The 14,379-nt window shown below is 55.0% G+C and carries 7 protein-coding genes; all 7 read right to left on the bottom strand.

What is annotated here, in order from left to right:
- Positions 1 to 90: 90 nt before the first annotated feature.
- The gene (locus BLR94_RS27425) at positions 91 to 231 is read right to left on the bottom strand and encodes a metallophosphoesterase family protein (RefSeq protein ID WP_341845543.1); all 141 of its coding nucleotides are present in this window, start codon (positions 229 to 231) and stop codon (positions 91 to 93) included.
- An 833-nt stretch (positions 232 to 1,064) separates the two neighbouring features.
- Positions 1,065 to 9,107, bottom strand: coding sequence for a calcium-binding protein (locus BLR94_RS28130; protein ID WP_167359819.1), 8,043 nt, complete (start codon positions 9,105 to 9,107; stop codon positions 1,065 to 1,067).
- A 52-nt stretch (positions 9,108 to 9,159) separates the two neighbouring features.
- Positions 9,160 to 9,564 carry a hypothetical protein gene (locus BLR94_RS28125; RefSeq protein ID WP_167359818.1) on the bottom strand — a complete coding sequence of 135 codons (405 nt, stop codon included), beginning with the start codon at positions 9,562 to 9,564 and terminating at the stop codon, positions 9,160 to 9,162.
- Between the two features lie 29 nt (positions 9,565 to 9,593).
- Positions 9,594 to 10,064 carry a hypothetical protein gene (locus BLR94_RS27415; RefSeq protein ID WP_139207528.1) on the bottom strand — a complete coding sequence of 157 codons (471 nt, stop codon included), beginning with the start codon at positions 10,062 to 10,064 and terminating at the stop codon, positions 9,594 to 9,596.
- 20 nt (positions 10,065 to 10,084) lie between these two features.
- Positions 10,085 to 11,500 (bottom strand): HlyD family type I secretion periplasmic adaptor subunit, encoded by a 1,416-nt coding sequence (locus BLR94_RS26705; protein WP_084308965.1) that lies wholly within the window; start codon positions 11,498 to 11,500, stop codon positions 10,085 to 10,087.
- A 48-nt stretch (positions 11,501 to 11,548) separates the two neighbouring features.
- Positions 11,549 to 13,699 carry a type I secretion system permease/ATPase gene (locus tag BLR94_RS26700; protein ID WP_084308966.1) on the bottom strand — a complete coding sequence of 717 codons (2,151 nt, stop codon included), beginning with the start codon at positions 13,697 to 13,699 and terminating at the stop codon, positions 11,549 to 11,551.
- A gap of 224 nt (positions 13,700 to 13,923) precedes the next feature.
- On the bottom strand, positions 13,924 to 14,379 hold a 456-nt coding region (locus BLR94_RS26695; RefSeq protein ID WP_279615894.1), incomplete at its 5' end, for a calcium-binding protein.

Raw genomic sequence — 14,379 nt, 5'->3', positions numbered from 1 at the left:
TGAATTCTTCGGGGTAACGCTGGTTGCTCATGGCACCTCCTAGTGGGCCTCATTATGAGGCTTGGAGGTGTCTACGAAACTAGGGGCGATTCAGGATTGGTTAGCCCACTCCGTTGCACGGATGCCCTTTCCAATGTCGCCGGCCAGCACAGCTATGTCGGCATCACAATTGGGTGGTTCGAAACCAACGCCGAACTCCAGATGAAGGTCGGAATAAATCAAAATTTTCATGCTTTTTCTTCAGGCTGTTTTCGCATCGCGAATTAGCCATATATTGATGCGTGGCAACTCCCACGACGCGCGGCTGATCAGCACAACGGCACGCCTCCCGCGCAAATGACTATATACATATTGCCGGGATTTCTCAATTACGACTTGCCCGACGCAGCCCTGAAATCCAGTGGCTGATGTCTTAGCCATGGTAAAGTGCCGTAGACGCGTGGCCCCCCAAACATATGGATGGATCGCCGCTCGAACAGATTTGCAGACGGAAATTAGTAGGCGACTGACTCGCGAAGAGGAACGGCTGATCTGGGCATGTGCGTTGAAATTATTCGCACTGCCCGTTCTACAAAGCTTTGTCGCGGGCCACATCTTGGCCGACATCGAACAAGGTAAACGTCCACTTTTGCGTGACTTTCGCTTGTTCAATCGTGAGCATTTGCGGGCATTGAAAGACATTAGGTTTGCGATCGCGTGCGAGATCCTCAGGCGTGTGCCGGACGACAATCTCACTCCCCGCCTCTCTGAAATTAAGTTTCGGAACGACTTGGGGCTCTAGGTCACAGCGCACCTGCGATACCCGTCTTGAGGCATCAATCAGCTTGGCGGTTCGAGAACCTACCGACACTGATGTCATCATCTGAGGGGGACTGGTCGAGCGTGACAGATTAGCCTCGGCGCAGCCAAAGCTGTAGCGGATGAAGGTCGGGATGGCGTCTACAGAGCGATCGCCAGCCAATTCAGGGGCGGAGTATTTTGCCGGCCGGCCTGGGTGTAACGAGAAGAAATTTTCACTGAATGAAAAAACCCGGCTAATCGCCGGGTTTTCTTTTTACTCAGCTCTACTGCCAGTTTGCGGCAATGACGACATTGAGCTGTTCTTTCTGCGCTTGAGTCAGATTGATTTCGCCTCCAGCAGGCGCTCCAAAAGCCGCCATTGCGTTAACGAGGTTATCGACCTGATTCGCATACAAAGAAGAGCTACCGGCCTGAATGACATCCAGACGCTGGGCTGAATCTGCATACCAGTCCTGCACGGTGACACTGTCCCCAGAGCCGCGCACATCGACTACCAAGTTATTACCCTGGCGCGACAGCCAGAGATTATCCCGAGTGATGCCTTCGATACTCAGTACATCGCTGTCAGCTGGGGTATTGGAGAGGTTATTGATCACATCCTGGCCATCTCCGGCAGCAAAGTAGTAGGCATCACTTCCATCACCACCGAGCAGGTAATCATTACCCTTGCCACCACGCAGCTTATCGTTGCCAGCGCCGCCATCGATCAAGTCAGCATCGGACGAGCCAATGATGTTTTGATCACCAGCCTGTCCTGCCAGGATGGTGCCGAAGGAACGCTCGTCAGGAACACCTTGATAGTTAGGCGAACCCTTGGTGTCCGGATTCGTCAGACCGAAAGCACCGAACAGCTGGGCAGCAGTCAGCTGACCGCCCGAAGCGAAGCTGATTACGTCGACCACATGGTCGCCACCCAAGAACCAGTTTTTCAGGGTGACTTGATCGCTACCGCCGCTGACCTTCAGCACCAGATCGTTGCCGCTTTTCATCAGCCCGCTGGAGACTTGGTTGAATGTGATGCCATCGAAACGCAAGGTGTCGAAGCCACCACCGATGTTGTCGATGACGTCCTGGCCACCGCCTGCGGCGAACACATAAGTGTCATCGCCCCGACCGCCGACCAGGGCATCATTACCAGCACCGCCGTTGAGCGTGTCGTTGCCGTTGCCACCCTCCAGGCGATCATTGCCCGCTCCACCTGTTAGTGCGTCATTGCCATTGAACCCCTGTACAAGGTCGCGCTGAGCAGTGCCACTCAGCCCTGTATCGTTGCCACTGGTACCCCGCACTACACTGTCAAACGGAGCCGCAGACGCTGCAGGTACAGCAAGGCCAAAAGCTCCGAAGATCTGCGCCGCAGTCAACTGCCCGCCTGTATCGAAGCTGATGGTTTCAACCAAGTTATCACCACCCAGGAAGAAGTCTTTTAGGGTCACTTGGTTGGTGGAGCTGCCATTTACCTTCAGGACGAGGTCGTTACCCGACTTACCCAGGCCAGAAGCTACCTGGTTAAAGGTAATTCCATTGGCGAAGCGCAGAGTGTCGATGCCGCCGAGTTCTTCAAGTACATCCTGGCCAGCTGTGTAGATATAGGTGTCGTCACCAACACCACCGAGCAGCCGGTCGTTACCCGCCCCGCCATTGAGGGTGTCCTTACCAGCACCACCAATCAGCACATCATTGGCAGCAGTTCCGGTGAGGACATCATCACCACCAACGCCTGCAACCGGAGGCTGATCGCCGCCGCCTGGATTGGTACCGCTGTCACCTGGTTCTTCACCATTACCAGGGCCTTCACCATCGCCCGGCTCGCCGGTGCCACCGCCGGGCAGAGCTGTTAGCAGACCAGCAATCTGGGCGGTGGTGATGTAGTTACCACCATCGGGCTGAATGTAATCAATGGCGAAATCGCCACCGAGGAAGTGATCGGTAACTTTCAACTGCTGCTGAATATCGCCGTCCACCAGAACCAGCAGATCGTTACCCTCACGATGGAAACTCAATCGAGTTCGCGCGATACCGATGAAAAATGCACCGTCGAAACCACCGCCGCTGTTGTCGATGACATCGACACCGCCACCAGCACGGTAGTAGTACTGATCGTCGCCAGCGCCACCGGCGAGCCGGTCATTGCCATCCTCTCCATCGAGCACGTCGTTGCCATTACCGCCAATCAGTATGTCGCTACCCGAACCACTCTGCGATCCGTTGCCACCGGAAAGGTAGTCGTTGCCATCGCCGCCTTCGAGCTGGTCATCACCACCCATGCCAAATAAGGTGTCATTGCCAGCCAGACCGCGGAGTAAATCTTTACCTTGTCCGCCAGCGAGTTGCTCGCCCGTGGCAGTACCCTCGACCAGAGTTTCGAAGCCACCCGGGATGTTTGCGGCTGCCACGATCTGCGCAATGCGAGCGGCATTGATCATGAAGCCGCCATCAGGCTGCACATAGCTGATGGCTTTGTCGCCACCCAAGAAATGACCTAGCACTCGTACTGACTGCTCAGCGTCCTCATCCACAAGGATCAGGAGATCATTGCCGTCACGTTTGAACGTTAGGCGCGCCTCGTCGATACCACCGCTGAAGAACACACCATCATTGCCACCACCGGTATTGTCGATCGTGTCTGAACCGCCGCCAGGGAAGTAAACGTACTTATCGTCTCCAACACCTCCGGCCAACAAATCATCACCTGCACCGCCCATTAGTTGATCGTTTCCGGCGCCGCCAAAGATGGTGTCGTTACCAGCCTCGCCATCCAAGTAGTCGTTGCCGTTTTCACCATGCATCGCGTCGTCGCCAGCGCGGCCCCATGCTTGGTCGTCACCGGCGCCGAGCCGCATGGTGTCGTTGAGGTCGCGATAACCGATAAAGCTATCCGCAGTAGCGGTGCCGTGCCAGATCACCTGGCCTTCGACTTCAGCCTGACTCAGTTCGCTACCATCGGCGAAAACGAAATACTCCAGTTTGAAGTGATCATTGGGCTCCTTAAACCAGTTCTGTACCGTGATCGAGTCAGTGCCGTTGGCATGCTCGATAACCATGTCCAGACCACGGCGGTGGAAACTCAGATCGCTGGCCGAAATACCGTCCCCGAAGCTCAAAGTATCGGCAGTCGGCTCAATGTTGCTGTAGGCCTCATTGGCACGACGCTCAATCAGCAGGTCATGGCCATCGCCCAGATTGAATATGTAGGTGTCCTCACCGAACGAGCCGTAGATGGTGTCGTTACCCGTGCCGCCTTCGATGATATTGCTGCCCTGATTCCAGGCATTGCTGTATGCCTGAATTAGGTCATCACCAGCACCGCCTTGCAGGGTGTCGAAGCCTTGGCCCTTGATGGTGTCGTTACCCTCGCCGCCAGCTAGCAGGCCGCTGCCTTCCAGATAGTCATTCCCGGAACCGCCATCGAGCACCCCATCGCCATAAAGATGGTCATCACCGGAATCACCATGGAGTTGGTCATAACCGCCGCCGCCATGGAGGGTGTCGTTGCCGTCACCACCGTGGAGCTCGTCATCGCCCCAGTCGCCATTCAGGGTATCGTCGCCAGCATCACCGAATAACCGGTCGTTACCCTCACCGCCGTTGAGAATATCGTCGCCGTCCTGCCCGTAGATTGTGTCGTTACCATTCTGGCCATGAACGGTGTCGTCGGCAGCTCCGGCATGTATCAGATCGTCGTCGGCATGACCGAAGATCGTGTCCGAAGCCTCTGTTCCGGCAATAGCCATCTGTTTGATCTGGGTGTAATCCCAACGCAGACCGTCGGAGAAGATGATGGCCTCTACCGCAGTTGCTCCCGACATTCCCGCCTGATCGGAAAACTGGCCAAGGATCCGCAGTTCGTCGCCGGTGGCCGCCCGAGTGATCACTAAATCAAAATCATCGCGGCGTAGCAGCAAGTCGGTCGCCAGCGCGTCATCAAAATGGAGAGTGTCAGCACCAGCGCTGTCCACTACCACATCATTGCCACTGCCACCGATAAAGGTGTAAATGTCGTCGCCATCACCACCCTCAAGGCGATCGCTGCCGACACCACCATTGATAATGTCGTTGCCAGCGCCACCGAGCAGCGTGTCATCACCCGAGCCACCGTAAATCTCGTCGTCGCCTGCTCCGGCATCAATGAAATCATTGCCGTCCAGCCCGAGCACTACATCATCGGAAGCATAGGCATATATGATGTCCGCGAGATTCGTACCTTTGAGGGTGAGCTGGTACAGCTGAGCTGCTCCCAAAAGAGCAGGCAGATTGCCGTCCAGATGCAAGTCGATGGTCGTGCGTGGCATTTCCCCTTGGTAGAAACCCTCCAGCGTCAGTTGATCGGAATTACCGATAAAGCTGATCTGCAGGTCGCTGCCGACCTTCCTGAAGATTACCTCCCTCTCGGCCGTATCTGGCAGTTTTAGCGTTAGACCAGAAGTATAATCATCGTTGATCCTGTCCTGGCCATCGCCGGCACGGAAGACATAGGTGTTGGCTCCGCTCCCCCCACTGAGCAAATCGTCGCCAGTGCCGCCTGCTAGTACGTCGTTCCCCTCACCGCCCCAGAGTTTGTCGTCGCCTTCGTTACCGGACAGAATGTCGTTGCCGACCTCGCCATACAGCAAGTCATTTCCTTGGCCGCCATCTATTACGTCGTTACCTGCTGCGCCGTAAACAGTATCGTCGCCCGCCTGAGCCAAGATGACGTCGTCGCTTGCATAGCCACGCAGGTGATCACTTGCGTTGGTGCCGGTGATAGCCATCGCCTTGACCTGAGCAATGCTCCAAGCCGTGCCGTCGGAAAAGCGAACTTGTTCAATCCGGTAGTTGCTCTGACCATCGGCTTGGAAGAAATTGAGAACGGTAATGCGATCGGCGCTGTCTGCCAAAGACAGCACCAAATTGTCGCTGCTCCGGGTAACAGTGATGTCCGTCGGTGCAATACCTTCCGAGAAGACAATGGCATCTAGTTTTGCAGCATCTGTGTCGTAGTTCTCTAGGGTGTCCTGGCCCCAGCCGGGAGCAAACTTATATAGATCGGAGCCAGCACCACCAACTAAATAGTCACTACCTTCGCCACCATCCAGAACGTCGTCGCCAGCACCGCCGTAGATTTGGTCGTTACCCTCGTTCCCAATCAGAGAATCATTGCCAGCCTCGCCATAAATCCAGTCGTCACCGCCGCCAGCTGCGATCGTGTCGTTGGAAGCATAGCCACGCAGATTGTCGTTCCCTGAAGTGCCTTGGACGGCCAGGGATTTAACTGTATCTACAGTCCAGATGGTACCGTCCTCGAAGCGTATTTCCTCTAGCCGCGAAGAGCTGGCGCCGTCCTGATTGAAATAGCTGCGAACTGTGATGCTGTTGCTAGAGCCCGCAAGGGTGAGGATTAGATCAGAGTTGTTGCGGGTAATTAAGATGTCGCCACTAGTGATGCCACTACCAAACTCGATCGCGTCGATCTTTGTCTCGGAGGAATCGTAGTTGTCGAGGATGTCCTGTCCCCAGCTACGCTCGAACCGGTAGACGTCCGAACCTGAACCGCCATTGAGCGTGTCATTGCCAGCCCCGCCGATAAGTACGTCATCGCCAGCACCGCCATTAAGCGTATCGTTGCCTTCGCCGCCGTCGATAGTGTCGTTGCCGCCAAGTGCGTCAATACGATCATTACCGGCGCCGCTAGAAATCGAATCGTCAGTTGCGTACCCCGTCAGCGTGTCGTTGCCGGTTGTACCTAGGATCGCCAACTCTTTGACCTGTGTGATCGACCACTGCGAGCCATCGGCGAATCGGATTTCCTCGAGTTTATAGGCACTGGCACCATCGTTATCGAAGTAATTCCGTACAGTGATCTTGTCCGCGGTGCCCTTGTAACTGAGAATCAGGTCGGAGCCGCTACGGGTGATGGCGATATCGGCCTTGGCGATGCCTTGTCCGAACACAATGGCATCGGTCTTCTCAATGCCAGTGTCATAATTGTTAATGATGTCCTGGCCCCAGCCGAGCTCAAAACGGTAAACGTCCGAACCTAACCCCCCATTGAGCGTGTCATTACCTACGCCGCCGTCGAGAGTGTCGTTGCCGCCAAGTGTGTCAATGCGATCATTACCGGCGCCGCTAGAAATAGAGTCGTCCGTTGCGTACCCCGTCAGCGTGTCATTGCCGGTTGTACCTAGGATAGCCAACTCTTTGACCTGCGTGATAGTCCACTGCGAGCCATCGGCGAATCGGATTTCTTCGAGTTTATAGGCACTAGCACCATCGCTATCGAAGTAATTCCGAACAGTGATCTTGTCCGCGGTGCCCCTATAACTGAGAATCAGGTCGGAGCCGCTACGGGTAATGGCGATATCGGCCTTGACGATTCCCTGTCCGAATACGATGGCATCAGTTTTCTCAGTGCCGGTGTCGTAATTGTTAATGACGTCCTGGCCCCAACCGAGTTCAAAACGGTAGACGTCGGTGCCGGCCCCACCAGTAATCTGGTCATCGCCTGCGTCACCGGAAAGTATGTCATTACCTGCGCCGCCAAAGATCAGGTCGTTACCACCCTGCCCTGATAGTGTGTCAGAACCAGAATAGCCATAAAGACGATCGGCGCTTTCAGACGCTACTTGCACTAACGCCTTGATGGTAGCGATATCAAGGATTGTTCCGTCTTTTTCCAAGCCAATGTAATCAAGCGCGTATCCACCTTCCGCATCGTTCTGGAAATAACTCTGGACGGTCAATGTCCGCCCGGTTTCTTTCACCGTGACAATGAGGTCATCATTGAAGCGGGTGATGGCCAAATCCGCTAACGCATAATCTTCAATGATTAGCTTGTCTACATTACCAACTTGGTTATCCCAGTTATTGATAATGGTATTGCCGTTGCCGGCAGCGAAAATATAGAAATCGTTACCAGTACCACCTGACAGCACACTCGCGCCATCTCCAGCGAACAGAGTATCGTCTCCATCCTCTCCATAGAGAGAGTTCGCGCCACTACCAGCAATTAGTACGTCGTTTCCGCGGCCGCCATAGAGATTATCTCGCCCCTCACCGCCGAATAGATTGTCATCTCCGTCCTCGCCATACAACGTGTTATTTCCTTGATTACCAAGTAGGAAATCATCACCGGCACCGCCATAAAGGGTATCGTCGCCTTCGTTGCCGTGGATAAGATCGTTACCGGCGCCCGCCTTTATCACGTCGTTACCGGAATACCCTCGAATGACATCAGAACCGCCGGTGCCAAGGATGGTATCGTCACCGACCCGAATCACCTGATAGAGAGTGTGTCGGTCAGAAGCGCTGAGGTGAGTTGCACTTATCTCTAGGGCTGCTAGGAACTGGGTTCTGGCAGAAGGATCGTACGGATTTAGGCCGGTCGCAATGTCGATGGCATCATTGAGGTCAGCGATAACCGTTGCATCCCCCTGACTGATACGAAGGGCATACTTCGAAGCTAGGTAGGTGAAGTCAAAGATTCGGGTATTGTCTTGAATCGTAGACGAAACTAGCGAGAAATCGCCACGCGCTTTGCTCGACGTCATCAACTGTGAGTAAATGGACTGCTCCAGTTGCTCATAGACTGTGCGCAAGTTTTGCGCGTAGAGACCGGAGGGGTTTTCCTGAAGCGCCGGGAAGCCCCAGAACGACTCCAAAACTCCAAGTTGGCGAGCGTCAATTTCAGAGCCACGGCTATTGGGCGGCGTATCCGCCTGGCCTGCCCACAGATACAAAATCTGTCCAACGAGAGCCTTTCGAGAGGACGGGTTTGTTTCCTGATTGAATGCATCTACGAGGCTTTTCAATTGTCCAGAAGCATCAAGCGACATCGCTTGGTGCAATGAATACGTATTCCCATAGCCTACGGCATTAGGCAAAGCCAGGATGTCAGCTGGCAGTGGGATACCTTCTCCGGTGTGAATTTCAATAGGAACAGTATCGGTGCGGTCAGAATTAAACCAAAGGGTATTAGCTAGCCCCTTCGACTGATCCGCGTAAGTAACCTCACCAAACTCGCGGTGTTCTACGCCATTGGCATCGAGCTTAGGTGCCACCTGATACTGGGTAGAAATTGACTCAATCCCGAGCGAGGTCAGGGTGTGCAGCTCCGCTTCAGTGGAAATGCCATCGCTGTTGCCGTCGATCCAGACCCGCAGTTCCGAGAAAACTTCGTCGGCCGCAGAGAGCATACCGTCCTTATTTTCGTCGAGATCCGCAAGAGCTTCGAAACCGTTGGAGGCGAACGAGCCATCAGTCAATTTCGTCTCAGTGCCGAATAACTCGGCACCACCATCGATCTTCCCATTATCGTTACGATCGAGCACTAGCAAGCCATCACTAGGAGCAACCCAACTGGTACTTTCAGCGAATCCGCTGTTATCTAGGGTCAAAGTGAACGCCGTGATCCTTGTGTAGCGTTGAAATTGAGCCGTTGCGGTCAATATCGATGGAAAGCGGATCGCGAGGAGGCTCCGGCGGCGCGGGAGGCGGCGGCGGAGGCGGAGTCTCATTTTCAGGAGGCGTATCCGGGGTCGGTAGCGACTCAGGGTCTCCCATCATCTCGCGCTCAAGTCTCTCTAAGTCATCATGAGTACCTAACTTACGGGTATCGTCGACTACCTTGTCCCAAAACCCGTCAGGCAGCAGGCTACCGCCTGGCAAAACATCTGCCAGATCGTCGATTACATCGGCAGCGTTGCCTGGATTCTCATTAGTGTAAGGCTGACTACCGCCCTCTATCGCTTCTTTTCCAGCATCCACCGCACGCTTGATGGTACCCATCATTGCCTCCATTCAAAGATATAAAAAATTTAGTTCGAGTGAAGTATTTCCAGTACTTCTGCTCGTTGCGCGCTGGGCTTAATCTTGTTTAGTGACTGGGCAAACTCAACGCTGTTTTTCCCATTCGCCCACGGACGGGAACCGCTAATCCGTTTAGACGGGTTTGCGCCAACCTTTAGTAGGAAGCGCAAGAGTTCCGGCTCAGCTGTAAGCACTGAAACATTGATCGGTGACATCCCTGCACTGTCGGGCTGGTCAACTGAACAGCCGTGTTCCACGAATGCAGATATCAGCGCTTGGACTTCTTGCCTGTCGGAGTCTGGAAGGTCATAAGCTGATGCAGTCAACGCAATGGTCGGTTCTCTTCGCCCTTCATGAGTAACGTAGCAATCTCCGTTACCCGCAGCAGCCCGTATAGCTGAAAGATCATCAGCATGGGCAGAACTCGCACCGAGCAGCAGTATTGAAAAAAAATCTAATGCAAGTAGTTTACTTCTCATAAGTTCACCATTGATTAATATCAGCGTTCAGATAGACCTTCATTCAGATGTTGCTGCAGGGGACTAAGGAAGTATTCGATCACCGCCCTTTTTTCGGTTTTGACCTCCGCCCGCACAGCCATACCCGGTGATAGCGATATATTTTTACCCCCTATCTGGATTGTATTTTTCTTCAGCTGTATCCGTGCGCTGTAAATTAAACCGAGCTTCTCATCTTCAATCGCATCACTGGATACGCTAACTACAGTCCCATCGACCACACCGTATTTTGTGAAGTTAAACGTCTCAACCTTCACTTCTACGGCCTGGCCAGGGCGTACGAAGCCGACGTCCTTGTTCTCCAGCATCGCTTCTACTTCTACTGGCTGATCACTTGGAACAATCACCATCAGCCGCTGGGCCTGAGTGACAACGCCACCCTGGGTATGAATCGCCAGTTGCTGGACAGTCCCGTCTACAGGTGCCGTGAGCTGTGTGAGCCGGTTACGTTGCTCTGCCTTTCTCAGTTCTTGAGTGAGGCTTGCAGCACGAACCTCCGCATCATTCTGCAGATCGAGCATCGCTCTGCGCGTTTGAGCCAAGACTCCGGTTCGTTGCTGCTGCGCAGCTTTCAAAGCAGCTTCCAGTTCGCTGATTCGTGCTTTTTGCTGGGTCAGCTCACGCTCCTGATCCAAGAGAATCTGCTCTTTCTCCAGGTAGGCGTGCTTGGCAACAAATTGCTTGTCGAGCAGGCCACGGTAGTCGGCTGCGAGCTCACGGGAGATAGGGAGCGTTTTGCTGAGTGCGGTGATAGAGGCTCGAAGGGAGCGTATTTCAGCCTCGCGTTGCTCAATCTGGGCGTCACTTTGGTCGAGGGCTGCACGCAGTTCGAGATACTGACCTTGCACCCATCGCTGCAGACTTTCTTGCTGCGCGGGAGTGGCGTTCGGAATAAAATCGGAAACAGATGCTGGCTCGGTCTTATCCTTTATTGCCTGCAGAAGCAGCCGAGCGCGGGCGCTATCGACCTGGGCGGCGAGTAGCTCACTGTGGAGTCGCTCGACATCCGCAGCAGTGATTTGGCTATCGAGTTCAACGAGCAGCTCACCCGCCTTCACCTGCTGGCCATCATGCACATGGATGGCCTTGACCACGGCTACCTCATTGGGCTGGATCACCTTGGTCTTACCGCTAGGCACGATCTTGCCGGTCGCAGTGGCCACGACGTCGATCTCGCCGACACAAGCCCAGACCAACGCGAGCGCCGCGAAAGTCATAATCGTCCACTGGATATACCGCGGTGCAGGGTGTACGGGCTTTTCCTGCAACGCCAGAGCAGCGGGCAGAAACTGAACCTCGTGACTTAGCCGAGGCGGCGCATCCATCGTCTTGCGATTGCGCCATGAGTGTCGCCAGGCACTGCGGTAACGATTGAGTAACTCACGCTTAGCGCCCATGGCATTGCTCCTTTGCCAACGGCAGCAAGCACGACGCTAGACAACTGCTCATGCCACATCCCCCTGCTGCAACCGATGCAGACGTGAGTAGTGCCCCGCCTGGTGGGTCAGCAACTCCGAGTGACTGCCCTGCTCCACGATCTGGCCACGATCCATGACAACGATGCGGTTGGCATCGCGCACAGCAGAAAGCCGGTGAGCAATGATGATCACCGTCCGTCCCTTGCAGATGGCCTGCATGTTTTGCTGGATGACCCGCTCGGATTCGTAATCGAGGGCACTGGTGGCCTCGTCGAAAATCAGGATGCGTGGGTTTCCGATCAGGGCCCGGGCGATGGCCACACGCTGCCTTTGACCACCCGAAAGCGATGCGCCATGCTCACCGACGACGGTGTCGTAGCCCTCCGGTAGCTCGAGGATGAAGTCATGGGCCCCCGCCATCTTGGCGGCCTGCATCACGACCTCGATCGGCGCACCAGGATCAGTCAGGGCGATGTTTTCCCGAATGCTGCGGGCGAACAGCATATTGTCCTGCAGCACCACGCCAATCTGCCTGCGCAGAGACGATACATCTGCCAACGCGAGATCCATGCCGTCGACCAGCACACGGCCCCGCTCGGGGGTGTACAGCCGCTGCAAGAGACGTGTCAGTGTGCTTTTACCTGAGCCAGATCGGCCCACGACGCCGATCACTTCACCGGCCTGGATCCTCAAGCTGACTCCACGCAACACCTCGGATCCATCCGGCCGGTAGCGAAACTGCACCTGGTCGAATTCGATGTCGCCTTTAAGGGGAGGCAACGCACTACGCGAGGACTGGGACATTTCTGTCCGTGTGTTGAGAATGTCGCCAAGGCGCTGCACCGAGACGCCGGTTTGCTGGAAGTTCGTCCACAGTTGAGCGAGGCGCATGATCGGCTGCGACACCCGCCCGGCCAGCATGTTGAAAGCGATCAGTTGGCCGACGCTCAATTGCCCATCAATCACCAGTCGGGCGCCGAGCCACAGAGTCGCGACCGTCACCAGCTTGCCAATCAGCCCAACGCTTTCGTTGGCCAGGTTAGACAGGTTCTGGGTCTTGAAGCTTGCTGCCACGTAGCCGGCAAGTTGGTTATCCCATTTGCGGTTGATCTGCGGCTCGACCGCCATGGACTTGAGGGTGTCGATACCGTTGACGGTTTCCACCAGAAACGCCTGATTTTCTGCCCCGCGAGTGAAGCTCTCGTTCAACCGCGCACGCAACACGGGTGTAATCAGCAGCGATACGATGAAGTACAGCGGCAACGACAGGATCACGACCAGAGTCAGCCAGCCGCTGTACATGAACATCACGGCGATAAACACCACCGAGAACAGTACATCCAGCACCAGCGTGATCGCGTTGCCGGTCAGGAAGCTGCGGATGTTCTCTAGCTCGCGAACACGGGCAACAGAGTCACCCACCCGGCGCGCCTGGAAGTAAGACAGCGGCAAGGTGACCAGATGGCGAAACAACCGTGACCCGAGCTCCACATCGATTCGGCTGGCCGTGTGGGCGAACACATAGCTTCGTAGACCTGACAGCAACGTCTCGAAAATCATGATGCCGAGCAGGCCAATGGCAATCACGTCCAGGGTGGTCAAGCCACGGTGAACCAGCACCTTGTCCATGACGACCTGAAAGAACAGCGGCGTCAGCAACGCGAAGATCTGCAGCACGAAGGAGACGAGCAGCACCTCCCCCAGCAGCTTGCGGTATTTGACGATCGCGGGAATGAACCAGGTGAAATCGAAGCGCGATAGCTCACCCGCCATCGAGGCTTCGGAGCGGATCAGCAGCAATTCGCCCGTCCAGCGAGCCTCGAGGTCTTCCTGGATGAGCACTTCGGGGCGCTGCGCGCGGGGATCATGGATCAGCGCCTTGCCTTCATCCATCCGGGCGATGATGAAAAAGCGGCCATCGGTATCGACGGCGATGGCAGGCAGCGGCGTCTGCGTCAGTCGCGAAAGCGAGCTACGTGCGGACTTGGCTTTGAGCCCAAGCTTTTTCGCAGCCAGCAGGATTTCAGGGCGACCAAACAGTCGACCATCTTCGGCGTATTCGTGGGTGAGTTGTTCAGGGGAAGCGGCAACGTTATGAAAACGCGCCAACATAACCAGGCAGGCAAGACCTGTATCCAGCTCAGGGGCTGGCCCGGGGGCAGCTGAATCGTTCAGCATCTGTGCATCCGTGCATGTGGGATGGCGAAGCGCCATGGCTTCGCGGAATTCTACTTGGTACCGCTAGCAGAACAAGGTGCCAAACGCCGAACAGATCACAAATTACCGTACCAAATCGTGCGAAAAGCGCTCTTTGCGAGCGGAAGGTCTATTGACGATTCGTCGAAATAGAAAATCCAAAAAGCCGTAACTAACATCGAAATGCAAGCTACGGCGCTGACTTCTTACTGCCAGTTGGCCGCTATTACGACATCGGGGGCCTCTCTCTTAGATTGGGTCATACTGACTTCGGATCCAGCCGGCACACCGAATGCAGCCATGGCGTCAATTAAACCGTTTACCTGATTATCATAGACTCCTTGACTACTTGCTAGCGGGCTAACTTTAGTAGAACTTGCTATTTCTTTTTTTGCACTGAGCCTATCAAGGATCTGAAGTCTATTCCAAGATACATTATCGGCAAATACGATTTGCTCAACACCCCGATTAAAGTAACCGTCGAGTGTATCCTTTATTATTATTGAGCCGCCGTCCCCAACTCCGGGGGCACTTTCCGAGATCAGGATTTTTAGACTGTTACCATCTCGCACCAGCGTGACCTCATTTGAATTGATATCGGTCAGCTTTAATTGATCAGCTGTACCGTAGCTCTGCCTCTCTGCGATCGTATCGTTTCCATC

Origin of the sequence: Phytopseudomonas flavescens, from assembly GCF_900100535.1 — a bacterium.
In the GTDB taxonomy this organism is placed as follows: domain Bacteria; phylum Pseudomonadota; class Gammaproteobacteria; order Pseudomonadales; family Pseudomonadaceae; genus Aquipseudomonas; species Aquipseudomonas flavescens.
Note: the sequence above shows the minus strand (reverse complement) of the source record. Positions and strands in the feature narration are given on the sequence as shown.

Coding starts and splice junctions, on each gene's coding strand:
- BLR94_RS27425 (WP_341845543.1), bottom strand. CDS start 231: ATGAAAATTTTGATTTATTCCGACCTTCATCTGGAGTTCGGCGTTGGT.
- BLR94_RS26705 (WP_084308965.1), bottom strand. CDS start 11,500: ATGGGCGCTAAGCGTGAGTTACTCAATCGTTACCGCAGTGCCTGGCGA.
- BLR94_RS28125 (WP_167359818.1), bottom strand. CDS start 9,564: ATGGGTACCATCAAGCGTGCGGTGGATGCTGGAAAAGAAGCGATAGAG.
- BLR94_RS27415 (WP_139207528.1), bottom strand. CDS start 10,064: ATGAGAAGTAAACTACTTGCATTAGATTTTTTTTCAATACTGCTGCTC.
- BLR94_RS26700 (WP_084308966.1), bottom strand. CDS start 13,699: ATGCTGAACGATTCAGCTGCCCCCGGGCCAGCCCCTGAGCTGGATACA.